Source organism: Kitasatospora sp. NPDC088861, from assembly GCF_044750105.1.
GTDB lineage: Bacteria > Actinomycetota > Actinomycetes > Streptomycetales > Streptomycetaceae > Kitasatospora.
Genome location: NZ_JBIVJF010000018.1, coordinates 13,279 through 35,583 on the forward strand (window position 1 = coordinate 13,279; position 22,305 = coordinate 35,583).

Here is a 22,305-nt window from a genome sequence, read left to right on the forward strand (position 1 = left end):
AACCTCACGAGCTCCCGAACCTCACGAGGGGACCAACCACCGTGAAGATCCACAAGACCGGCCGGACCAAGCGCTTCGCCCTCGGCAGCACCGTCGCGCTGACCGTCGCCGGGATGAACGCGCCCGCCGTCCTCGGCTTCGCCGGCCAGCAGTACCACCAGTACGTGATCAACCGCCCCGATTACAAGGCGGAGTACGGCCACTGGCAGACCCTCACGCTCCCCGCCGAGTTCCGGGTCAACGCCGTCCACGCCACACTGCTGCGCACCGGCAAGGTCCTCATCGTGGCCGGCTCCGGCAACGACGAGAAGCGCTTCGACGCGGGCAGCTTCCGCAGCCTGCTCTGGGACCCGGCCGCGAACACCTACAAGCTGATACCCACCCCGGCCGACATGTTCTGCGGCGGCCACGCCTCGCTGCCGGACGGCCGCGTCCTGGTGGCCGGCGGCACCCAGCGGTACGAGAAGCTGGCGGGCGTGGTGAAGAGGGCGGCCGGCGTCATGCGGGTACGCAACGAGAGCCCCGAGCGCGCCAGGACGTTCCCCAAGGGCACCGTCTTCGTCGGCCCGAACGGGCGCGAGTACGCCTCCACCGTGCCGGTGACCGTCCCGGCCGCGGTGAAGACGGGCGCCGGCAAGCAGACCGTCGTCACCGCCGGCGAGCAGCACGTGTTCGTCGAGGCGGTCGGTGAGGGCGCCGGCTACGTCACCGACTCCCCCGCCCAGTACCGGATCAAGGGCCTGGCCGGGGTCGACGCCCACAACCTGTACGGGCAGAGCGCGAAGCTGACCCTGGACAAGCAGGAGTACCAGGGCATCCGCTCCGCGTTCGAGTTCAACCCGGACACCGAGCTGTACGAGCAGGTCACCGACATGGCGTACGCCCGCTGGTACCCGACGCTCACCGGGCTGGGAGACGGACGGGTGGTCACCGTCTCGGGCCTGGACGACACCGGGGAGATCCTCAACGGCAACGACAACGAGATCTACGACCCGAAGAACAAGACCTGGTCCAAGGGCCCGGACCGCTACTTCCCGACCTACCCGTCGATCTTCCTGACCGCCTCCGGCAAGCTCTTCTACTCGGGCTCGAACGCCGGCTACGGCCCGGCCGACAAGGGCCGGGACCCCGGGGTGTGGGACCTGTCGAACAACGGCTTCCAGCCCGTCCCCGGCCTGCGCGACCCCGCCCTCACCGAGACCTCGTCCTCGGTGCTGCTGCCGCCCGCGCAGGCGCAGAAGGTGATGGTGCTCGGCGGCGGGGGCGTCGGCGAGTCGCCGCTGTCCACCGCCCGCACCGACATCGTCGACCTCTCCGCCGCCGAGCCCGCCTTCACCCCGGGCCCGGACCTGCCGGCCGGCGGCACCCGCTACCTGAACAGCGTGATCCTCCCGGACGACACCGTGTTCACCACCGGCGGCTCCAGCGGCTACCGGGGCCGGGGCGCCAGCGACCTGCTCAAGGCGCAGGTGTACCACCCGGACACCAACAGCTTCAGCACCGCCGCCGAGCCCGCCGTCGGCCGCAACTACCACTCCGAGGCGCTGCTGCTGCCGGACGGCCGGGTGGCCGTGCTCGGTTCCAACCCGCTGTTCGCGGACAAGGCCGAGACCACACCGGGCGGCTTCGAGCAGCGCATCGAGATCTACACCCCGCCGTACCTGTTCCACGGCGACCGCCCGCAGGTGGCCGCCGCGCCGGGGGCCGCGAAGCTCGGCACCACCGTGCGGATCGGCACCGCCCGGCCGGACGCGGTCGCCACCGCCAAGCTGATCCGGCCGAGTTCGGTCACCCACGTGACCGACGTCGAACAGCGGTCGGTGGCCCTGGACATCAGCGGTCGCACGGCCGACGGGGTCTCGCTCACGCTCCCCGCCAACCCCAACCTGCTGCCGCCCGGCTGGTACATGCTGTTCCTGACCGACGCCGCCGGCACCCCGTCGGTCGCGCGCTGGATCCAGGTGACCGGCTGAGCGAACCGGTGCGTCACGGCCTGGCGCGGAGCCGCACTGGTGCGGACCGGCACTGGTGCGGAGCGGCCCCCTCAGCGGGCGGCCTGCGCCAGGCCGAGCGCGTACGGCAGCCAGAACTCGCCCGCCCGGGGCTCGCCGCGCCCGCACTCGCCGTCCGACTCCCCCGGGTTCTTGATCCACAGGTAGGCGTCGACACCGTCCCGGCCGGTGTCGGCGGTCGGCCGCTCGCCGAGCGCACGGCCGGGCGGGTTGCACCAGGCGTCGCCGCCCAGCGGTCCGTTGCCGTTGCGGCTGGTGTCGATGACGAAGTGCTTCCCGCCCAGGGCGGCGGAGAGCTGGCCGCCGTAGGCCGTGTTGCGGCCGGTGTCGTAGAAGTTGGCGACGTTCACCGCGAAGCCGTCCGCCGCCGCGATCCCCGACTTGCGCAGCGCGGTGGAGAGTTCGGCCGGGTCCTGCGACCAGCCGGGATTGCCCGCGTCCAGGTAGACCCGCACCTGCGGACGCTTCTTCAGCTCCTGCACGGCGAAGGCCAGCAGGCCGTACCGCTCAGCGGCCAGGTCACCCTTGATCCCGCAGCTGTCCAGGGTGTGCGCGACGGCGTCCGGCTCCAGCACCACCCAGGCCTTGCGGTCGCCGAGGGCCTCCGCGACACCGCTGATCCAGGCCCGGTAGGAGGCCGCGTCGGCGGCGCCGCCGGCCGAGTACAGGCCGCAGTCGCGGTGCGGGATGTTGTAGGCGACGAAGACCGCCGTCCGGTCCGCCTCGGCGGCCCGGCGGCTGACCTGTTCGGCGATCTCCTTGGCGCCCTGCTCGCCCAGCCACTGCGAGGAGGGCTGGGCGGCGATCCGCAGCAGCGTGTCGGCCTCCGCCGGCCGGCCCTGGCCGCGCAGAGCGGTCACCTGCCGGGCGGCGTTGGTCTGGTCGGAGACGTAGAAGGCCTGGCCGGGGAGCTGGGCGAGGCTCGCGGGGCCGGTGCCCGGGTTCGCGGCGGAGGCGGTGGGCGCGGCTGTGGGCCCGCCGGCCGCGGCACCGGCCGAGGCACCGCCGCCCGGGCCGCCGGGTGATCCCTTGGCCGATCCGGCGGTCGAACCGCTACAGCCCGCGGCCCCCGCCAACAGCACGACCAGGGCCACCCCCACGGCCCGTCGGATTGCCACTACCCGTCCCACCCGGCGCACGTACCGCCCCTCCCCCAGAGCCGGTCCGGCGACCGGTCGGCACCAGCTAAGCACACCGGCCACCGGCCGCCCGCGACGGGCGGTGAACGCCGGGTGGCCGTGAGCGGGCGGACGGGCGACCCCGCCCGCCCGGACCACCCCTCACCCAACCCCCGGACGCTCAGCCCCGGGTGCTCAGCCCTGCTTCAGGTTGGGCACCTGCCAGTCGATCGGCTCGCCGCCGAAGCCGTCCAGCGCCGTGTCGATCTGCGAGAACGGGCGGCTGCCGAAGAACAGCTTGGCCGACAGCGGCGACGGGTGCGCGCCCTGCACGACCACGTGCTTGGACGTGTCGATCAGCGGCAGCTTCTTCTTCGCGTAGTTGCCCCACAGCACGAAGACCACCGGCTCCTCGCGCTCGCTCACCGCCTTGATCACGGCGTCGGTGAACTTCTCCCAGCCCTTCGCCTTGTGCGAGTTGGCCTCGTGCGCACGCACCGTGAGCACCGCGTTGAGCAGCAGGACGCCCTGCTCGGCCCAGTGCATCAGGTAACCGTTGTCCGGGGCGGGGACGCCGAGGTCGGCGTCCAGCTCCTTGAAGATGTTGCGCAGCGAGGGCGGCGTCCTGGTGCCGGGCAGCACCGAGAAGCTCATGCCGTGGGCCTGGCCGTCGTCGTGGTACGGGTCCTGCCCGAGGACCAGCACCCGGACCTTCTCGTACGGCGTGGCCTCCAGCGCGGCGAACTCCTGGCCGCTCGGCGGGAACACCTGGTGCTGCGCACGCTCGGCCGCCACGAAGGCCGCCAGCTCGGCGAAGTACGGCTTCTCCGTCTCGGCGCCCAGCACCGGGCGCCAGGACTCGGGCAGCTCCAGCCCGCCGCCCTCGCCGGCCTCCACCACGCCCGCCTCGACCGTGTCCGTCACGACATCTACCTCCCACACCGCGGCTGTTGTGCCGCACGCCCTCTTTCACCCCGAACGCTACACAGCCCCACCGACAACTCACTCCGCCGAAGCCGCAGAAGCCGCCGGAGCCGCAGAAGGCAGCGGGGACCCAACAGGCAGCGCGGACCCGGCAGGCGGCACCGGCGCGGGGTCCGCACCGACCGCCCGCACCACCCGGACGTGCTCCACCACGTTGAGCGCCACCAGCAGCACCGCCAGTGCCACCAGCACCGCCAGCGCCGGCAGCCGCACCACCGCCGGCGCCAGCCCCAGCACCACCGCCGCCGCACCGACCCGGGTCGTCGCCACCTTGCGGAACATCATCCAGCGGGTGTACCCGAAGGTCAGCAGGTACAGCCCGCACCCGCCGTACAGCAGCGCCACCGACCCCGGGCCCAACGCCTGCCACGGGTCCGCGACGGTCTCCCCGAAGCCGACCGCCACCCCGATCACCCCGGCGGCCAGCGCCAGGTGCCCGTACTGGAAGATCCGCCGGACGACGTCCCGCCGGGAGTCGGCGACCTCCACGGCGTACCGCATGGCGTCCGCCGCGTACACGAAGTACTGCCACCACAGCCCCGCCGAGATGGTGAACGCGGTGGCCACGGCCGCGAGTTCGGCCACGTCGAGCCGGGCGCCGGCCGCCGTCCCGCCGATCCCGACGATCGACTCGCCGAGCGCCACCAGCAGGAACAGCGCGAACCGCTCCGGCATGTGCGAGGGGTGGTACGCCACCGCCGCCAGCCGCCGCCGGAACACCAGCGGCGCGGCCAGGTCGCAGAGCGCGGCCGCCGTCCACAGGGCCAGCCGCGGCCCGGCCGGCAGCAGCCCGCCCACGACCAGCAGCGGCCCGCTGACCAGCACGCCGACGCCGTACTGGCCGCGCCAGACGCCCGGCAGGCGGATCAGCAGGAGCAGCAGCACCAGCCGGGCCAGCCAGTACGCGGCGCCGAGCAGCACGCCCCGCCCGCCGTACGCGCCCGGGACGGCGAGCGCCATGAACAGGCCGGCCAGCCCGACCGCCAGGATGCCGAGGCGGTCCCGCAGGTTGTCCACGTCCCGGATGTTGGCCTGCACGGTGGTGCCCACCCAGCACCAGTACACCGGCACGAACACCACCAGCGCCCGGACCAGCCCGGTGGCGTCGTGGTGGTGGTGCAGCAGCCCGGAGACCTGGGTGATCGCGAAGACGAAGACCAGGTCGAAGTAGAGCTCGGCCCAGGTGACCCGCTTCTCGTCGGCCTCCCCGCCAACGCCCCCGGCATCCCGCCGCGCCTCCGGCGGCCCCGCATCCCCCGTCGCGCTCATTGCGCCGGCGCCTCCCCACAGGTACGAACCACAGGTACGAAACGGGCCCCGCTCCGGCGACCGGCCGGAACGGGGCCCACGACAGCACCGCAGAGGCTAGACCAGTTCGACCAGGTCCGCGATCGACTTGACCACCCGGGTCGGCCGGTACGGGAAGCGCTCGACGTCGGCGGCGGCGGTCAGGCCGGTGAGCACCAGGATGGTCTCCATGCCGGCCTCCATGCCCGCGACGATGTCGGTGTCCATCCGGTCGCCGATCATCACGGCGGTCTCGGAGTGGGCCCCGGCGGTGTTCAGCGCCTCGCGCATCATCAGCGGGTTGGGCTTGCCGACGAAGTACGGCTCGACGCCGGTCGCCTTGGTGATCAGGGCCGCGACCGAGCCGGTGGCCGGCAGCACGCCCTCGGGGGACGGGCCGGTCTCGTCGGGGTTGGTGCAGATGAACCGGGCGCCCTGGTTGATCAGGCGGATCGCCTTGGTGAGCGCCTCGAAGCTGTAGGTGCGGGTCTCGCCGAGGACGACGTAGTCCGGGTTGTTGTCGGTCAGCACGTAACCGGCCTGGTACAGCGCGGTGGTGAGCCCCGCCTCGCCGATCACGTAGGCGGTGCCGCCCGGGCGCTGGCCCTTGAGGAACTTGGCGGTGGCCAGGGCGGAGGTCCAGATGCACTCCTCCGGCACCTCCAGGCCCATCCCGGCCAGGCGGGCGCTGAGGTCGCGCGGGGTGTAGATGGAGTTGTTGGTGAGGACCAGGAACGGCTTGCCGGACTCCCGCAGTCTGCGCAGGAACTCCTTCGCACCGGGAATCGGCGTGCCCTCGTGGATGAGGACGCCGTCCATGTCGGTCAGCCAGGACTCGATGGGCTTGCGGTCTGCCACGTAGGTGTCTCCTTGGTCTTGCAACGGTTCTGAACGATTTCGCACATCGCTCCGGACCGGACACCCTCGGCCGGCCGGGCGCCACTGGCTGCCCCAACACGGACCAGCCTAGAGCCTGCCTCCTCGGGCCGACCCCGGCCCCGGACGGGAACGGCCACGACGTGCCGGCAGCAACATCATCCGCGTGCGCCACTTCCTCCCGGGCACGGCCGCGGTGCGAACGGAGGCAGTCGGCCGGTGGACGGGTTCGTCCACGCAAACGCGCTACGCCGATGAGGGGACCACCGGGCAGTTCGTACCGGACCTTCCCGCACGCTCCTGACCAGCGAAGTCGCACAGGAAGTCGGACAGTTCCGGTCCGGCTTTCGGCACGTCGGCGCGATGATCGAAGGGACAGGCGGGCCGCTCGGTGTTCTTGTTCTGGTGGGAGCCGGTTCGGCTCTCGTCACCGTGGCATCCGTGTTCGGCTGTGCTGCCGGGCACGTGAGCCCATCCTTCCCAGAACAGGGACCCATGAAGATCCATCGCATAGCCGTCGCAGCTCTTGCCATCGGCACCTTGCTGGCCGGAGGCACGGCTGCGGCCGAGGCCAACATCTCGACGAACACACCGAGTTCGGCGTCGACCGGTCAGGCCCGCAGGGACGCCGTGGCCTGCGCGGCCGCCACCGTCTCCTCGTCGGTCGCCGCCGCCAACGCCTCCACCGCGGCAGCCGCGGCGCAGGCCGACGCCGCGTCGGCCGCCGCCGCCCTCAAGACCTTCATCGCGGCGACCCAAGCCGTGCCACCCAACGCCGCCGCAGAGGCCGCAGCCGCCACCAGCGCCGCCGCCGCCGAGGCCGCCGCGGTCACCTCCTCCACCGCTGCCGCCACCGCGGCCGCCACCGCCGCCACCGCCAGCACCGCCGCCGTGAAGGCCTGCGCCGTTCCGCCGGTTCTCACCACCTGAGACGGACGCGCGGCATCGCTCGGCCGCCGGGCCAGGCCGTGGCGCGAAGCCTCCACGGCCTGGCCCGGCCCGGTCTGCTCGCGCGGGCCGATCCGGGCCCGCGCCCGCAGCAGCTGCTGCTGCTGCTGCTGGCACGGCACCACGAACACGGGGGTCTCCATCAACCCGAAGGGAGCGTCATGCGACGCATCCGCACCATTCCGGTCCTCGCCGGTTCCGTCGTCCTGACCGCCGTGCTGGCCGCACTGGCCCCCACCTCCGCACAGGCGGCCGTGGCCTGCAACGAGACGGCGCTGGTCGCGGCGATCAACGCCGCCAACAGCGCCGGCGGGGGCAACGTCGTGCTCGCGACCGACTGCGTCTACACCATCGCCTCGTCGCACAGCAGTGACACCGACGGCGCGAACGCGCTGCCGATCATCACCACCGCCATCACCCTGACCGGTGACAACGACACCATCACGCGCTCGACGACGGCCGGTACGGCCGGCTTCCGCATCGTCAAGGTGGCCGCGGGCGCCAGCCTCACCCTCAAGGGCAACGTCACCCTCAGCAACGGCTCCGCCGTCACCGACGGCGGCGGCATCCTCAACTACGGCGCGGTGACCCTCACGGCCAGCGCCCTGACCGGCAACACCGCCCAGGGCAGGGGCGGCGGCCTGGCCAACGAGGACATCGGCGCCCCCCAGAAGGGGGCGGTGGCGACCTTCACGAACAGCACCGTGGCCGGGAACAGCGCCACCGGCCAGGGCGGCGGGATCTACAACGGCCTGCGCGGCTCGCTCACCACCACCAGCAGTTTCATCGACGCGGGCAACAGTTCCGGGTCCCAGGGCGGCGGCATCGCCGCCATCGGCTCCACCTCCACCACGCTGACCAGCACCCAGATCAGCGCCAACCATGCCGTCATGACGGCCGGCGGCATCTACCGGCAGAACGGCACCATGACACTCACCACGACACCGGTCAGTGGAAACACCCCCGACAACTGCGTCGGCAGCTCCCCCTCGGTACCCGGCTGCGTCGGCTGACCCGTCAACTGCCCTGAGACGTCTCGCCCCCATGCCGTCCGACGAGCGAGGACGCGAACCGACGTCCGCCCCGCCTCCCGGCTCCGCCACTGCGAAACCGGGAGCAACCGGGCGCCTCGTGATTGAGTGGGCGCATGAGCGCCTCGACCCCCTCGTCCTCTCCGGACCGCCCGTTCCGCGTCGGCCTGATCGGCTACGGCCTGGCCGGCTCCGCCTTCCACGCCCCGCTCATCGCCACCACGCCGGGGCTGCGGTTGGACGCCGTGGTCACCGCCAACCCCGAGCGCCGCGAGCAGCTGCGCCGCGAACACCCCGGTGCCCGCGCCGTCGACACCCCCGAGCAGCTGCTCGCCGACCCGGACGCGCTCGACCTCGTCGTCGTCGCCTCTCCCAACCGCACCCACGCGCCGCTCGCCCGCGCCGCCCTGCGCGCCGGGCTGGCCACCGTCGTCGACAAGCCGCTGGCCGGCACCGCCGCCGAGGCGCTGGAGCTGTGCCAGCTCGCCGAGGCCGGGGGCACCCTGCTCTCCGTGTTCCAGAACCGGCGCTGGGACGGCGACTTCCTGACCGCCGCCCGGCTGGTCCGGGGCGGCGCGCTCGGCCGGGTGCACCGCTTCGAGTCCCGCTTCGAGCGGTTCCGCCCGAAGCCCAAGCCCGGCTGGCGCGAGCTCGCCGACCCGGCCGAGGTCGGCGGCACGCTGTACGACCTGGGCAGCCACCTGGTGGACCAGGCGCTGACCCTGTTCGGCCCGGTGGAGACGGTGTACGCGGAGGTCGACGTGCGCCGGGACGGCGCGGTCGTCGACGACGACGCCTTCCTCGCCCTCACCCACGCCTCCGGCACCCGCTCGCACCTGTGGACCAGCGCCATCACCCCGCTGATCGGCCCCCGGCTGCGGGTGCTCGGCGACGCCGCCGGGTACGTCAAGCCCGGCATGGACCCGCAGGAGGCGGAGCTGCGGGCCGGGCACCGACCGGACGGCGCCCGCCCGTGGGGTGCCGACCAGCCCTCGCAGTACGGCACCCTCGGCACCGACGAGTCCTCGATCGCCCTGCCCACCGAGCCGGGCGACTACCCCGCCTTCTACGCGGGCATCGCCGCCGCCCTGGCCTCCCCGGGCACCCCGCCCCCGGTCGACCCGCGCGACGCGGTGGCAACCCTGGCCGTCCTGGAGGCCGCCCGGGCCTCCGCCGCCACGGGCACCGCGGTCCGCCTGGGCTGAGCAGCTGCCGGGCCTGCCACCCCCCTCCATCCCCCAATTCCACTTCTAAGCTGCTTAGATGACCAGCCAGCGGGGCGGGGGCGGCAGGCCAGCGGCACGAAGAGCGAGAGCACCGCTCCACCGGCGAGCGGCGGCCGTCACACCCCGATGATCTCCACCGCCGAGCCCAGGCCCCGGAAGTCCGCGACGTTGCGGGTGTACAGCGGCAGTCCGTGGGCCGAGGCCACGGCCGCGATCATCAGGTCGATCCGGCGCGGGCGCGGCTGCCGCCCGGCGGCGATGGTGAGGGTCACCAGCGTGCCGTAGCGGGCGGCCGCCGCCGCGTCGAACGGCAGCGGGTCGAAGTCGGCCATCGCCGCGCCCAGCACCTCCAGCCGGGCCGCCCGGCTGACCGCGTCGCGGGCCATCGACACGCCCTGTTGCAGCTCCGCGAAGGTGATCGCGGTCAGCTCCGGCACGGCCGGCAGGTTCGCCGGGGAGAGCAGGGCCAGATCGATGTAGACACAGGTGTCGAGCACCCCGGCCGGCCGCCGCCGGGCTGCCCGCCTGCGCTCAGCCACGCCGCCGCTCGAACGGGTCGTCGCCGTCGTCGCCCACCAGCTCCTCCGGCCCGAAGTACTCCTCGGCCTCCTTGCGCATCTGCTGGTAGTCCACCCGCGGCAGCTTCACGTGCCGCGCCACCAGCTCCTCCGCCGTGAGCCGCCGCCGTCCGGACACCGGTCGCAGCTCCGCGACCTCAACCCCGTTCCTGGTGATGTGGAAGGTCTCCCCGGCCTCCACCGCGTCCATCACCGCGGCGGAGTTGTTCCGGAACTCCCGCTGGGTAATCGTCTTCATCCCTCCACGGTAGCCCCGTGTAGCACCTGCGGCTACGCCCCTGTACCGCCTCGCGAAGCACCTCGGCGCGGCGGGTACGCTACGGGGAATTCCGCGCCCGGGCGGGAACTCGGCGGGCTCGGCGATCGTCCTGAACGTCTGAAGTCCGGCCCTGAGTCCGTGGGGCCAGAAGCCCGTGGGCCCAAAGCCCGCAGGACCGAAGCCCGAGGGCCGCGAAGTCCGTGCAGCCCCGAGTCCGTCACGCCGAAGGAGGAGCAGCGCATGACCGTCGTCGCGATGCTGCTCGGGCTGCTCCGGGTGCTGACCGGGGAGCTGGTGACCGAGGGCGGGACGGTCGCGTCGGTGGCGGCGGTCGCCGCCGTGGCGCTGCTGGCCGGTGCGGTCGCGGGCACGCTGGCGGGGGCGCGGCTGCTGGGCGCGCGGGCGCCCACGGCGGTGCGCAGCGGGGTGTTGCGGCGGCGCGCGTTCCGTACGGCCTTCCTGCCGCAGCGCGATCCCGATGCCCGGGGCAGGCGACGCCCGAGGGCACCGGGTGCGGCCCCGGCGGCCGCGTAGCTTCGTCGTCTTCCGCCGTTCCACGCGGCCGTCCTCCGTCGACCACTCGTTTTCCGAGACCCCCGGAGGGCTCGCTCCACCATGTCCGTTCTCACTGTTCTCGACCCGGCCGTCGCCGTCGCCCATGCCGCCGTCGCCGCGCTGGCCCAGGTACTGCCGACCGCGCTGGCGATCGTCCTGTTCACCGTCGCCGTCCGGCTGGCGTTGCATCCCTTCGCGCGCGCGGCGGCGCGGGGGGAGAAGTCGCGGGCGCGGCTGGCGCCGAAGGTCGCCGAGGTGAACCGGCGGTTCAAGGACCGCCCGGAGAAGCTGCGGGAGGCGCTCGCCGAGCTGTACCGGGAGGAGCGGGCCTCGCCGTTCGCGGGGTGCCTGCCGATGCTGGTGCAGATTCCGTTCTTCTCGGTGATGTACCGCCTGTTCACCACCCCGAACGGCCTGCTGGACCACACCCTGTTCGGCGTGCCGCTCGGGCTGCACGTCGGGAGCGCGCACGGTGCCGGGCAGTTGGCGGTGTTCGGCCTGCTGTACGCCGGGCTGGCGGCGGTCGGGTACGTCAACTTCCGCCGGGCCAGGCGGGCGGCGGCCGCGCAGCCGACCCCTCAGCCGGGGGCGGGGCTGCTGCCTTACCTGTCCTTCGGGTCGGTGCTGTTCGCGATGCTGGTGCCGGTGGCCGCCGCGCTCCACCTGGTGACGACGAGCACGTGGACGGCCGCGGAGCGGGCCTGGTTGCACCGGGGCGGCGCACCGGCGCCGGCGACGGCGCTCGCGCTGTGAGCGCCGCCGCCGATCCCGCTGACCCCGGCGACCCCGGCGATCCTGCCGACCCCGCCGGTCCGTGTCAGAAGTGCCGCAGCAGCTCGGAGAAGGCCGCCAGTCGCAGGGTCGCCTCGTCGGGGCCGAGGTCCTGGTGTTCCAGGACCCAGGTGTGCTCGTGCGGGATGAAGACCGTGCGCAGGCCGGCCTGGCGGGCCGGGGCGATGTCGGACTTGGGCGAGTTGCCGATCATCCAGGTCCGGTCGGGGTCGAGGCCGAGCTCGGCGCTGAGCCGCCGGTAGGTGTCCGCCGACTTCTCGGCCACGATGTGGACGCCGCGGAAGTGGTGGTCGATCGTGGAGGCCGTCACCTTGCGCTGCTGCTCGTCGAGGTCGCCCTTGGTGAGCAGCAGCAGGTGGTGGCGTCCGGCGAGGTCGGCGAGGGTGTCGGCGACGCCGGGGATCAGCTCGATCTCGCGGCTGCTGAGCGGAGTGAGGAGGCCGTCGATCCGGGCTTCTTCGGCCGGGGTGGGGGTGCGGTCGCCGTTCAGCCGCCGCAGGCAGTCGGTGAGGCTCTGCCGGAACACGGCGGCACCGTAGCCGAGGGCGGCGGAGTTGGCGGCTTCGATCTCGTCGAGGACGGCCCTGGCGGGCTCGCGGTCGGCCGGGGTGGCGGCCCAGTCCAGGAAGCCGTCGATGACGCGCTCGAAGAGGACGTTGTTCTCCCAGAGCGTGTCGTCGGCGTCGAAGATGAGGGTCTGGTCGGTGTGCATCCGGGTGTGCTCCAGCGGGGTTCGAAAGGTCAGGCGGGGGCGTCGAGCAGGCGGCCGGCCCGGTCGAGCGTTTCGCGGAGGTTCTCCTCGGTGGTCCGCTGCCGGGCCTCGGCGATGGTGAGCCACTCCAGCGGGGCGGCGGGGTTCTCCGGCCGCGCCCGCTCCGGGGTGGCGGTGGCCAGCAGGAAGCGCAGGTCGGCGTGTTCGTGGGCCGGTTCGACGGGCGAGGCCGGGACGGGCACGACGGCGAGGTGGACGAGGGCGGCGTCGGGCCACGGGGTGAGGTCGGCGAGTCCGGTCTCCTCCAGGCCTTCGCGCAGCGCGATGTCCAGCGGCAGGGTCTCCCCCGGGTCGCCGTGGCCGCCGACCTGGAGCCAGGCCTGCTGGCGCACGTGCCAGCGCAGGAGGACGCGCCGGGTCGGCGGGTGGACGATCAGCGCGGAGGCGGTGAAGTGCAGCGGCGTCCCGCGGTCCCAGGCGTCGGCGGCCCCGGTGAGGTGGCGGACGCGCTCGTGGTCGGCGGTCTCCGTCGGGCCCTGCGGCCGGTGCTCGGCCAGCAGTTCGGCCAGGCCCGGGCTATGCGCCGCGCCGCCTGTGGTCGCCATGATCAGCACTCCTCGTTGCGCTCCGGACCACGTCAACCGGCTTGCGGGGGCGGGTGATCGGGGCCGGGGCTTCCGGTTCCGACGAACCCGCGAAGCCTAGCCCGGGGCCTTCCGGCGGCCCAGCGGTTTTCCTCCCGGAGCGGCCCGGCAGGCGGCTCCCCCGCCTCCGGACGGCGACGAGGGACCGGTCGGGGCGGGGTCCGGGAGGCCGTAGCCTGTGGTGATCGTTTCGGGACAGGTGGAGGGATGTCGTCATGGTGGCTGCTCCGGCGCTCGCGGACTTGCGCGAGGTGTGCCAGCCGCAGGCCAAGCTGCAGAGCCGCAACGGTGAGCACTGGGCGGGACGGCTGTACATGCGCCGCATCTCGCTGCGCACGACCCGGCAGTTGGTACGCACCTCGGTGTCGCCGAACACCCTCACCTGGGTGATGGTGGTCTGCGGGGTCGGCGGCGGGGCGGCCCTGCTGATCCCCGGCCTGACCGGCGCCGTGCTGGCGGCGGTGCTGTTCCAGCTGTTCCTGCTCTTCGACTGCGTCGACGGCGAAGTGGCGCGCTGGAAGCGCCAGTTCAGCATGGCCGGGGTCTACGTGGACCGGCTCGGCGCCTATCTGGCGGACGCGGCGCTGATGATCGGCGCGGGCGTGCGGGCGGCCCGGGGCGGGTCGGAGCTGTGGGTATCGGTGGGCCTGGCGGCCGCGCTGGGCGTGGTGCTGCTCAAGGCCTCGACGGACCTGGTGGACGTGGCCCGGGCCCGCAGCGGGCAGGCCCCGGCGGACGAGGAGTCCACCCAGCCGCGCTCGCAGGGCATCGCTACCGCGCGCCGGCTCGCCTCGGTGTTCAAGATCCACCGGGTGACGAACGGCATCGAGGCCTCCCTGGTGCTGCTGGCGGCGGCCGTGGCGGACGCGGCGCTCGGCAACCTGGACGCGACGCGGGCGGCGGTCGCGGGGATCGCGGTGATCACCTGGGGCATGGTGGTGGCGCACCTGGCGTCGATCCTGTCCTCCTCGCGCCTGCGCTGACGGGCTGCGCCACCGCGCGCGGGCGGCTGCCTACGCGCGGGCTTCGGCCCGCGCGTGGGGCTCGGCCTGCACGTCAGCTTCGGCCTGTGCGTCGGCTTCGGCCCGTGTGTGGGCGGCGAGGATGGTGTCGAGGAGGCCGGGGAAGCGCTGCTCCAGGTCGACGGCGCGCAGGGCGGAGAACTTGCGGTTGGCCTCCTCGCGCTGGCGGATCAGGCCGGACTCGCGCAGCACCTTGAAGTGGTGGCTGAGGGTGGAGGGGGCGACGTCCACCGGGAAGGTGCCGCAGGCCCGCTCGGGTTCGGCGCGCAGGATGCGCACGATGGTCATCCGGGTGGGGTCGGAGAGCGCGTGCAGGACGTCGAGCAGGTCGATCTCCCCGGTCGCGGGGTGGGCGAGCGCCGGTCGGCGCCGGGTACTGCGGGGCATGATCCGACCTCCCTGATCTGCGGTTGATTCAAGCGCTTAATCTGCGCTTGATCTGCAATGTTCGACAATCATCGAAACTACGTGGTACCACTACCCCACGTCAATTTCGCCGTTCGTCGAAAATCGTAGTCGAGGGGGACCGACATGCGCGCATTGGTGATGACCGCACCCGGTGGGGCCGAGCACACGGAGATCCGGGAGGTCGAGGCCCCGAACCCCGGCCCCGGCCAGGTGGCGGTCGACGTCGCCTACGCCGGGCTGAACTTCGTCGACGTGATGGGCCGCCGGGGCGACGCCGGCTACGTCACCGCCTGGCCGTACCGGCCGGGCAAGGAGGTGGCCGGCACCGTCCGGGCGGTCGGCGAGGGCGTCACCGGACTGGCGGTGGGCGACCGGGTGGCGGCCGCGCCCGTCGGCGGCGGCCTGGCCGAGGTGGTGCTCGCCGAGGCCGCGCTCACCGTGCCCGTCCCGGACGGGCTGGCGCTGCGCGAGGCCGCCGCCGCCCCGCTGGGCCTGGCCACCGCCGTGCTGCTGCTCACCGACGCCGGCCGGCTCACCGCCGGGGACACCGTCCTGGTGCACTCGGCCGGCGGCGGGATCGGCCACGCCGTCGCCCAACTGGTCCCGCTGATCGGGGGGGGCGGTCGGCTGATCGGCACGGTGGGCCGCCCGGAGAAGGCGGCGTCCGCCGTCGCCTCCGGCTACCACCACGCCTTCGCCCGCGACGAGGCACTGCCCGAGGCCGTCCGGGCCGCGACCGGGGGCCGGGGCGTCGACCTCGTGCTGGACCCGCTGGGCACCGAGGCCCTGGAGCTCGACCTCGAACTCACCGCACCCGGCGGCCGGATCGTCCTCTTCGGCAACGCGGGCGGCGGCGCCGTCGCCGACCTGCCGCCGCTCGGCCGCCTGATGGCCGGGAACCTCACCATCACCGGCTTCAGCCACCGCGCCCTGGCCGCCACCGCCCCCGAACGGCTCGCCCGCGCCATCCGCACGGTCCTCGACCTGCTCGCCGCCGGTGACCTCACGCTGCCGGTCACCGAAGTCCCCGGCCTGGCCTCCGTCCCCGCCGCCCACGACGCCATGGCGGAGGGGCGGGCCACCGGCAAGTACGTGGTGCGCGTGGCTGGTTGAGGCCTGCTCGGGGCGGCGCCCCTTGCGCAGGAAGTCGGGTGGGCCGACTTCCTGCGCGGAGCGCGGAGCATTGGAGGCCGGGCGGGTCAGGGGTTGTAGAGACCGCCGGCCTCGCCGGGGTCGCCGGCGTAGTTGTGGTTCTGAGGACGGCCCTGGTTCCGCGTCCCGGGCCTGTTGGTCTCGACGAAGCGGCAGGCCGCGAAGTGCACGTCGCCCATGCCGGGCCGCAGGATGTCGCTCAGCAGCACGTCGCCGTCGAAGACGATCGAGCGGCCCGCGAGTTGGGGGTCGATCAGCGTGGCGACGTTGATGACGGTTGCGGCCGGCGTCCCCGGATCGAGTTCGACGTCGTACCCGCCGCCAACCGGGCTGGCGATCGCCGGGTTTCCCCGGATGGTGAGGCCGCTGGGGTAGGAGATGGTGTAGTTCTGCAGGCTCCGCCCGCCCACCACGGTGCGCGCGGCGCCACGCTCTTGCCCCTGTTCCACGCTGCCGCCCCGGTTGGCGCCGTTCTCCACCTGCCCGCCCAGGTCGTCGGGGAGGACCATCCCGTGCTGCGTGTAGAAGTGCACCCGCGTCCCCGCGGGCACCCGGAAGCTGCCGTTCGCGGCCTCCCAGGCGCCGTGACCGCTGAGGACGAGACCGTCCGTACGCGCGGGCGCGGTGTTGTCGGCCTCCCAGTCGTCGTCCGGGTTCTGGTGATTGATCATGGGCCGGTTCTGGTCGGACGCGCGCTGGATCCCGGTCGCGCGGAGCATCTGCACGACGGCCGCGTTGCCGTGGGTGCTCTGGAGACCGAGCAGCGACTGGGCGGCGGCCTGCGCCCGGTTCGGGTTCCTGGTCGTCGGCTCCGAAGTACGGGCCGGCGTGCGGGCCTTGCCGGCGGCGGCAGCCTTGGTCCTGTCGTGGGCGTGCATCGTCCCCCTCTCGACTCGAAAGCTCACTCTCCTGGATATCGGTGACGTCGACCCGGGCGCCAGGTCCCTACGGGCAGTGCCCGCTGCCTGAAGGCGCACCGCGCGGTGCCCCGGCGGCGCGACACCCCGGGCGGAGGTCAGGCCGCCGGTATGCCCGCCGCGTAGAGGCCGGCCCGGCTGCCGCGGTAGGCGACGCCGCCGAAGGCCGTCAGCGAGAGCCCGGTGTACTCGGTGCCGAACTTGGCCGGATCGTCCTGCCATTGAAGCCGGCCGGTGGCGAGGTCGAGGGCGTGCAGCCGACCGTCGTTCAGCGCCACGTAGACCCGGCCGTCGGCGACGGCCATGGTGCTCATGCCCCGGCCCAGGCCGTCCGGCACCGAGGACGTCCACCGGCTGCGGCCCGTACCCGCCTCGACGGCGATGACCCGGTCGTTGTCGAGGAGGCAGAGCGTCCCGTCGGCGACCGGGGCGGGCTGGACAACGGGGTGGCCGAGGTCGTCACGCTGCCAGAGCACCCGACCGGTCGCCGCGTCCAGGGCGGAGACGGTCGAGGCCGAGACGGTCGAGGCGGCGCCGGCGGAAGCCGACAGGTAGAGGACGCCCTCGTGGACCACGGGCCGGTCGACGAGCTTGCCGACGGCGGGTTGCTCCCAGCGCCGCTCACAGGTCTTCGCGTCGAGGGCGGAGACCCCACCGGCGGGGGCGGCGAGGTACACGGTGCCGCCCGCGACCGCCGGTACGCAGGCGGCCTCCAGCGGGCTGCTCCACCGGGCTTCGCCGGTGGCCGCGTCGTAGGAGTGGACGCGGCCGTCGTAGCTCGCGAACACGTCCCCGCCGACGATGGGGCCGTCCGTCCATCCGGACAGGTAGCCCACCGGCGCGGGCACGGCCCACCGGACGGCCCCGGACGCGGCGTCCAGGGCGTGGACGTGGGAGTCGGTGGTCACGCAGACCAGTCCGTCACCTGCGGCGATCGGCCAGCCGAAGTTACTGTCGGCGGGGTTGCGCGAGGCGACCTCGGCACTCCAGCGCGGGGTGCCGGTCCGCACGTCGAGGGCCCTGACCGTGCCGTCGAAGTCCGCGACGTAGAGGTCGGGCTGCGGGGTGGCCGACAGGGCGACCCGGCTGCCGGTACCGGTCCTGCTCCAGACGCGGTGGCCGGTGTCGGCGTCCCGCCGCGCCCACCAGCCGACGCCCCCCACGGTGGCGGCGGCCGCCGCCACGCCGGCGACGCCCAGCAGCATGCGCCTACGGCTGACGTGGGGGCGGACGGGATCGGTCTGCGATTCGTTCGAGGTCACACCGAAGGTGACCGTCTGCGCCTGCCGCCGGTTCCACCGCGCGGGCGAGCTTCACAGAAGGCGCCGACAAGGGCGGCCAGGATGCGGCCGGGATTCTGAAGGCCCCGCGCAGGAAGTCGGCCGGGCCGACTTCCTGCGCGGGGGCTCAGGCCAGGTGCCCGAGGGTTCGCGGCTGGGTCATCCGATCAGGTTGCCGGGCTCGTCGAGCCACACGTGCTGTTCGCCGGTCGGCGTCATCGTCACGCCGAAGCGGGTGAGGTCCGGTTCGCCGTCGGCAAGCCATCGTCGGCGGGCGCGGACGATCTCGTCCCACAGGCGGCGGGGCCCGGCCTGCTGGACTGCGTCGGCGGCGCCCCAGTCGTGGTGGCGGACGGATGCCCAGGAGCCGGCGCCGTCGGAGAGTCGCATGCGATAGGTGCCGCCGGGGTCCGTGTCGTCCCAGGTGTGTTGATACCGAACGCCAGGCACCCGGAGGCCGATGGCGAACGCCACGTCCACGTTCTCCAGCGCCAGCTCCGGGTCGATCGGCGACGAGCCCCGGTGGATCGGCCGGTCGGTCGGTTCGGCCACCGGGTGGGGGCGCTGGCTGCGAACCCACATGAAGCTCACGTTGTCCACGAACCTGCCGTGGGAGGGCGCCCCCGGGTCACCGACCACCACGCGCAGGAGTCCCGCGTTGGCGTAGGGCGTGCCCCAGGGGGTGACGATCACGCCGCCGGGGCGGGTCTGTGCGAGCCAGGCACGCGGTAGCCGGCGAACCGCCGCCGTGGAATGGACGCGATCGTAAGGCGCCCGGAGGGACTGGCCTTCGAGGCCGTCGCCGGTCGAGCAACTGGGATGGAAGCCTGCTGCGGCGAGGCGTCGGGCCGCTGCGGCAGCGACCGCTCGATCGACCTCGACGGTGGTCACGTGGGCGTCGCCGAGCCTGGCGGAGAGGAGCGCGCTCGTCCATCCGGTGCCGGTGCCGATGTCGAGCACGGTGTTCCCATCGGTCACGTCCAGATGCCGGAGCATCCTCGCGACGAGGGACGGCATGGAGGCCGAGGAGGTGGCGATGCCCGGCCCGGTATCGAGGCCGTCATCGATCTGGGTGACCACCACCTCGTCGGCGTTCACCAGCGCCCACCAGGTGTCCGGGTGGTCGGCCCGGGTGATCCGGCCGTAGCCGGTCGGGCTGTCGCCGTCCGGCGCCCAGACGGAGTCCGGGACGAAGGAAGAGCGCGGGGCACGCTCGAACGCGCCCCGCCACCCCTCGCCCAGCGCCCCCGCCGATTCCAGCCGGGTCAGCAACTGTGCGTAGTCGTCCATCAGTTGGCGCTCACTTCTTCGGCGGCTTCACGGGCTTGGTCCACTGACCGTCGGACTCCTTCGGGGACTGCTTCTTGTCCCCGTCCTCGCCACCCTTGCCGTCTCCGTGCTCGCCCATTCCGGCTCCTCTCGATCGGTGCCGGTCATTCGGGTGCCGGCAAGGTCCTGTCCAGCACGGTAGAGGCCCAACCAAGCTGGCGTGAGTCGCATTTCTCCGCATTTCTCCTGTGCGCGGCGAGGCTTCCGCAGGTTTCTCAGGTGGCTGCCAGTGCCAGCGTCGAGCGCGCGCGGGCGATCAGCCGGTGTGCCGTAGGGCCGTACACCGCAGCATCGTGCAGCTTTCCCCAGACCTTCCGGTACAGCGCGATGTCGGCGGGTTCGTCGAGCCGCAGCTCAGCGTTCCACGTCTCGACGATCGCGAGCCTGTCGTCGTAGATCCAGAAACCGTGCTTGGGAATGACTGTCACCGGAGCCCCGAGCGGAACGATCCCCAACTCAACCGTGTCGAGCCCCAGCAGGCCGCCCAGCCGGTCGAGTTGAGCAGCCAGGATGTCAGGCGAACAGATCTGCACGTACAGTGCGGCCTCGGACATGATGAAGCGGAAGCGCTTCCCTCGCTGGTAGAGGGACTCCTGACGCTTCAGCCGGGCACACACTCCTTCCTCGATGTCACGTGGCCCGTCATCCAGATCGGTTGCGTGAGTCAGGACGTGGCGGGCGTATTCCGCGATCTGGAAAATGTCCGGGATGATGGCAGGTTCGTAGCCGATGGTCACCGCCGTCCCCCGGCCGTGCCTGACTCCGGCTTCCTCGCGCACCCGGTGCCCGCCGGCCAGCACCCGCTTCCATCCCCGATAGCGGGACTCCAGGCCTTGCAGCCTGCCTTTCAACTCGACAGCGGCCTCCGGACGCCCCAACGCTTCGGCCCACGCCTGAAGATCCGCGGGAGTGGCCGTCTGCTTGCCGTTCTCCAGCTTCGAAATCTTCGACGCCGACCAGCCCAGTCGTCCGGCGAGGTCGCGGCCGTTCACGCCCGCCTCGGTGCGCAACTCCCGTAGCCGAACACCGAGGGACAGCCGGGCCTGCTGAAAATCGGTACTCACCACCCGGAGGCTACCTGCCGACTGAACTCGCACATCGGAACCGCGAAGTGCCTTGCGGCATCGCAGGCTTGGCATGAGGAAAGCACTGCGCGGGTGTCCTCGCGGCCCTGGAGGTGACGGGCGCGGGTTTCGCAGAGGGTGCCGAGGAGGGAGGCCAGGAGGTTGAAGGTCAGGAGGCCTAGCATCGGCGGCGGTCCCGCTCGCGCTTGTACTCGCGGAGGAGGGCGAGGAGGTTGATGAGGGTGCTGGCCGGGATGTTGCCGAGGGAGACGAGGGCGCGGCCGTCGAGGTTGGTCTCGCCGGGCTGGGCGGAGGGCCAGAGGAGCCCGAATTCGCGACCCTCGATCCGGAGTTCGACGATGAGTCCGGTGATCTGGCGGGCCGTGAGGTGGCGCAGCGCCGGATCGGCCGGGTGGATGGGGTGGTGGGCGATCACGCGACACCGTCCAGCTCGAACCAAACGATTTTGCCCAGCTTCAGGGGGTCGACGCCCCACCGGTGGGTGAGGCCGGCGACCAGCTGGAGGCCCCGGCCGGACTCGGCGAGCGGGCACGGCGTTCGCTGCTCGGGGAGGGTGGAGGAGCGGTCCGCGACGGTGACGCGGAGAGTATTCGAGAGGAAGTGGATGAGGACGACGGGGGAGGTCGTCTCGCCGTGACGCCAGGCGTTGACGATCAGTTCGACGAGGGCGAGCTCGGCGTCCGCGATGGAGGAGGGCGACCAGCCGACGCGGGTCATGCCGTCGCGGAGGGTGTCGCGAGCGAGGGTGAGGGAGGGGGAGTTGAGGTTACGCACGATGTCTCCCAGTGACGGAGATGGGTGCTCTTCAGTGCCCGAGCGGCACTACCGACAATCCGCTCGGTGAGCGGTGCATCACAGACTGTAGGGCATGCGATAGCAAATTTGCTAGCGAAGCCAGGAAGATATGCCTATCTGCTCGCTGGACTCGTCACACACCGACGATGGATGCTGGGGAGATGCCACCTACCCCAACCGCACGCCGCAAGCGCGTCGGCATCGAGCTGCGAAAGATGCGAGAGGCCGCCGGACGCACGGCTGGCGACGCTGCCGCCGTTCTCGGACTGGACCGGAGCAAGGTCACGCTGATCGAGCAAGGCGCCTACCCGGTAAGCGCTGAACGGGTGCTTGCGCTCGCCGCCGAGTACGAGGAGGCCGACTCTGCGTACGTCGACGCCGTCGCTGAGATGGCCGCCGACCGCACCAAGGGGTGGTGGGAGGAGCACAGAGGGCTCGTCCCAGCAGGGATTCTTGAGATTTCCGAAGTTGAACACTATTCCAGCGCGTTGGTGACGTATCAGATCTGCCATGCGCCCGGTCTCATGCAGACCGAGGAGACAGCTCGCGCGATCTTCCGAGAGGTCTATCCTCCGCTGCGGCCACTGAACATCGAAGCGCGAGTCGAGAACCGGATGCGGCGAGCAGAGCTCCTGACACGCAGCGATCCGCTGGAATACGAAGCAATCGTGCACGAGGCCGCGCTGCGCATGGAGTTCGGGGGAACGACTGTCGCCAGAGAGCAGCTGAAGCAGTTGCTCGTGCTCTCGGAGGCCCCCAACGTGACGCTGCGCGTATTGGAGTTCAGGGCCAGCGGATTCAAGGGTGCGGGCCACGCCGTGCTGTATGCGAGCGGGCCGGCACCCCGCCTCGATACGGTCCAGCTTGACTCCGTAGGATCGCCAGCGTTCCTGACCGAGATGAACCAGCTGGAGAACTACCGGAACATCATCGGGGCGATGCGTGATCGCGCGCTCGATCCATCGGCCTCCCGTGACGTGATCTCCAGCATCATGAACAGCCTGTGAGGGATCCCGTGGAATGGCGAAAGCCCAGTGCCTGCGGCGACGGCAATAACTGCCCAGAGGTCGCCATCACCTCCGACGCCGTCTACGTCCGCAGCACTCTTCTACCCGACGCCATCGCCCAACTCACCCCCGCCGAATGGCGCGACCTCCTCTCCGCCATCCGCGCCGGCGAGTTCGACGTCTGATCCACAGCACCGGGCGGGCCGTTCGTCGAACGGCCCGCCCTCCGCACACCCAATCCTGGCCGTCCCCCTTGGGACCCTTCCGCCTCCACTGACCCAGCCGTCC

25 protein-coding genes are annotated in these 22,305 nt (G+C 72.4%); 10 read left to right on the forward strand and 15 right to left on the reverse strand.

Features of this window, described 5'->3' with window-relative positions; all coding sequences use genetic code 11:
• Positions 1 to 41 precede the first annotated feature (41 nt).
• Entirely contained in the window at positions 42 to 1,973 is a 1,932-nt protein-coding gene (locus ACIP37_RS25840; protein WP_400810254.1) for a galactose oxidase-like domain-containing protein, read from the forward strand.
• A gap of 71 nt (positions 1,974 to 2,044) precedes the next feature.
• Here the strand turns inward: ACIP37_RS25840 and ACIP37_RS25845 are convergent, their stop codons facing one another.
• From ACIP37_RS25845 to ACIP37_RS25860, 4 genes are all read right to left on the reverse strand, one after another.
• Positions 2,045 to 3,130, reverse strand: a complete 1,086-nt coding sequence (locus ACIP37_RS25845) for a glycoside hydrolase family 6 protein (RefSeq protein ID WP_400810256.1) — start codon at positions 3,128 to 3,130, stop codon at positions 2,045 to 2,047.
• Positions 3,131 to 3,325: 195 nt separating this feature from the next.
• A complete protein-coding gene (locus tag ACIP37_RS25850) occupies positions 3,326 to 4,054 on the reverse strand; it encodes a uracil-DNA glycosylase (protein ID WP_363583676.1) in 729 nt (242 codons plus the stop codon).
• A gap of 78 nt (positions 4,055 to 4,132) precedes the next feature.
• Complete coding sequence (locus ACIP37_RS25855) at positions 4,133 to 5,383, reverse strand: low temperature requirement protein A (RefSeq protein ID WP_400844586.1); 1,251 nt, start codon at positions 5,381 to 5,383, stop codon at positions 4,133 to 4,135.
• 96 nt (positions 5,384 to 5,479) lie between these two features.
• Positions 5,480 to 6,259, reverse strand: a complete 780-nt coding sequence (locus ACIP37_RS25860) for an HAD-IIA family hydrolase (RefSeq protein WP_063349252.1) — start codon at positions 6,257 to 6,259, stop codon at positions 5,480 to 5,482.
• A gap of 513 nt (positions 6,260 to 6,772) precedes the next feature.
• Between ACIP37_RS25860 and ACIP37_RS25865 the strand changes: the two genes are divergently transcribed.
• The 3 genes from ACIP37_RS25865 (at position 6,773) to ACIP37_RS25875 (ending at position 9,461) form a co-directional block, all read left to right on the forward strand.
• A complete protein-coding gene (locus ACIP37_RS25865; protein WP_363628136.1) occupies positions 6,773 to 7,207 on the forward strand; it encodes a hypothetical protein in 435 nt (144 codons plus the stop codon).
• 38 nt (positions 7,208 to 7,245) lie between these two features.
• Positions 7,246 to 8,238, forward strand: coding sequence for a hypothetical protein (locus tag ACIP37_RS25870; RefSeq protein WP_400844589.1), 993 nt, complete (start codon positions 7,246 to 7,248; stop codon positions 8,236 to 8,238).
• Between the two features lie 134 nt (positions 8,239 to 8,372).
• Entirely contained in the window at positions 8,373 to 9,461 is a 1,089-nt protein-coding gene (locus ACIP37_RS25875; protein ID WP_363583684.1) for a Gfo/Idh/MocA family oxidoreductase, read from the forward strand.
• Positions 9,462 to 9,598: 137 nt separating this feature from the next.
• Here the strand turns inward: ACIP37_RS25875 and ACIP37_RS25880 are convergent, their stop codons facing one another.
• Positions 9,599 to 10,021, reverse strand: a complete 423-nt coding sequence (locus tag ACIP37_RS25880) for a type II toxin-antitoxin system VapC family toxin (protein WP_350882649.1) — start codon at positions 10,019 to 10,021, stop codon at positions 9,599 to 9,601.
• The gene (locus ACIP37_RS25885; RefSeq protein ID WP_363583686.1) at positions 10,014 to 10,298 is read right to left on the reverse strand and encodes a type II toxin-antitoxin system Phd/YefM family antitoxin; all 285 of its coding nucleotides are present in this window, start codon (positions 10,296 to 10,298) and stop codon (positions 10,014 to 10,016) included. Before ACIP37_RS25885 ends, ACIP37_RS25880 begins: the two co-directional genes overlap by 8 nt.
• 261 nt (positions 10,299 to 10,559) lie before the next feature.
• Here ACIP37_RS25885 and ACIP37_RS25890 point away from each other — a divergent pair, with 261 nt between their 5' ends.
• Both ACIP37_RS25890 and ACIP37_RS25895 read left to right on the forward strand, forming a co-directional pair.
• Entirely contained in the window at positions 10,560 to 10,853 is a 294-nt protein-coding gene (locus ACIP37_RS25890; RefSeq protein WP_063349248.1) for a DUF6412 domain-containing protein, read from the forward strand.
• A gap of 81 nt (positions 10,854 to 10,934) precedes the next feature.
• On the forward strand, positions 10,935 to 11,627 hold the full coding sequence (locus ACIP37_RS25895; RefSeq protein WP_400810263.1) for a YidC/Oxa1 family membrane protein insertase: 693 nt from the start codon (positions 10,935 to 10,937) through the stop codon (positions 11,625 to 11,627).
• A gap of 64 nt (positions 11,628 to 11,691) precedes the next feature.
• On the opposite strand, the gene ACIP37_RS25900 is transcribed toward ACIP37_RS25895, so the two are convergent.
• Together ACIP37_RS25900 and ACIP37_RS25905 are read right to left on the reverse strand one after the other, a co-directional pair.
• Positions 11,692 to 12,378: an HAD family hydrolase gene (locus ACIP37_RS25900; RefSeq protein WP_363583690.1), complete on the reverse strand. Its 687-nt coding sequence runs from the start codon at positions 12,376 to 12,378 to the stop codon at positions 11,692 to 11,694.
• A gap of 29 nt (positions 12,379 to 12,407) precedes the next feature.
• Positions 12,408 to 12,983 carry an NUDIX hydrolase gene (locus tag ACIP37_RS25905; protein ID WP_400810265.1) on the reverse strand — a complete coding sequence of 192 codons (576 nt, stop codon included), beginning with the start codon at positions 12,981 to 12,983 and terminating at the stop codon, positions 12,408 to 12,410.
• Positions 12,984 to 13,237: 254 nt separating this feature from the next.
• On the opposite strand from ACIP37_RS25905, the gene ACIP37_RS25910 reads away from it, so the two are divergent.
• Positions 13,238 to 14,005, forward strand: coding sequence for a CDP-alcohol phosphatidyltransferase family protein (locus tag ACIP37_RS25910; RefSeq protein WP_363628133.1), 768 nt, complete (start codon positions 13,238 to 13,240; stop codon positions 14,003 to 14,005).
• 30 nt (positions 14,006 to 14,035) lie between these two features.
• Here ACIP37_RS25910 and ACIP37_RS25915 read toward each other — a convergent pair whose 3' ends face one another.
• Positions 14,036 to 14,431 carry a helix-turn-helix domain-containing protein gene (locus ACIP37_RS25915; protein WP_363583696.1) on the reverse strand — a complete coding sequence of 132 codons (396 nt, stop codon included), beginning with the start codon at positions 14,429 to 14,431 and terminating at the stop codon, positions 14,036 to 14,038.
• A 144-nt stretch (positions 14,432 to 14,575) separates the two neighbouring features.
• On the opposite strand from ACIP37_RS25915, the gene ACIP37_RS25920 reads away from it, so the two are divergent.
• Positions 14,576 to 15,565, forward strand: coding sequence for a zinc-binding dehydrogenase (locus tag ACIP37_RS25920; RefSeq protein ID WP_363583698.1), 990 nt, complete (start codon positions 14,576 to 14,578; stop codon positions 15,563 to 15,565).
• Positions 15,566 to 15,651: 86 nt separating this feature from the next.
• Here the strand turns inward: ACIP37_RS25920 and ACIP37_RS25925 are convergent, their stop codons facing one another.
• The 6 genes from ACIP37_RS25925 to ACIP37_RS25950 all read right to left on the reverse strand — a co-directional run bounded on the left by ACIP37_RS25925 (position 15,652) and on the right by ACIP37_RS25950 (position 20,989).
• Entirely contained in the window at positions 15,652 to 16,482 is an 831-nt protein-coding gene (locus ACIP37_RS25925) for a putative adhesin (protein WP_363583700.1), read from the reverse strand.
• A 137-nt stretch (positions 16,483 to 16,619) separates the two neighbouring features.
• A complete protein-coding gene (locus ACIP37_RS25930; RefSeq protein ID WP_400810268.1) occupies positions 16,620 to 17,783 on the reverse strand; it encodes a PQQ-binding-like beta-propeller repeat protein in 1,164 nt (387 codons plus the stop codon).
• Between the two features lie 177 nt (positions 17,784 to 17,960).
• Entirely contained in the window at positions 17,961 to 19,091 is a 1,131-nt protein-coding gene (locus tag ACIP37_RS25935) for a methyltransferase domain-containing protein (protein WP_400810269.1), read from the reverse strand.
• 254 nt (positions 19,092 to 19,345) lie between these two features.
• Complete coding sequence (locus tag ACIP37_RS25940; RefSeq protein ID WP_400810271.1) at positions 19,346 to 20,194, reverse strand: helix-turn-helix domain-containing protein; 849 nt, start codon at positions 20,192 to 20,194, stop codon at positions 19,346 to 19,348.
• A gap of 178 nt (positions 20,195 to 20,372) precedes the next feature.
• Entirely contained in the window at positions 20,373 to 20,630 is a 258-nt protein-coding gene (locus ACIP37_RS25945) for a hypothetical protein (RefSeq protein WP_400331555.1), read from the reverse strand.
• Entirely contained in the window at positions 20,627 to 20,989 is a 363-nt protein-coding gene (locus ACIP37_RS25950; protein WP_363583708.1) for an ATP-binding protein, read from the reverse strand. Before ACIP37_RS25950 ends, ACIP37_RS25945 begins: the two co-directional genes overlap by 4 nt.
• 167 nt (positions 20,990 to 21,156) lie before the next feature.
• On the opposite strand from ACIP37_RS25950, the gene ACIP37_RS25955 reads away from it, so the two are divergent.
• On the forward strand, positions 21,157 to 22,017 hold the full coding sequence (locus ACIP37_RS25955; protein WP_400844594.1) for a helix-turn-helix domain-containing protein: 861 nt from the start codon (positions 21,157 to 21,159) through the stop codon (positions 22,015 to 22,017).
• 8 nt (positions 22,018 to 22,025) lie between these two features.
• Positions 22,026 to 22,202: a DUF397 domain-containing protein gene (locus tag ACIP37_RS25960; RefSeq protein WP_363583712.1), complete on the forward strand. Its 177-nt coding sequence runs from the start codon at positions 22,026 to 22,028 to the stop codon at positions 22,200 to 22,202.
• Positions 22,203 to 22,305: the final 103 nt, after the last annotated feature.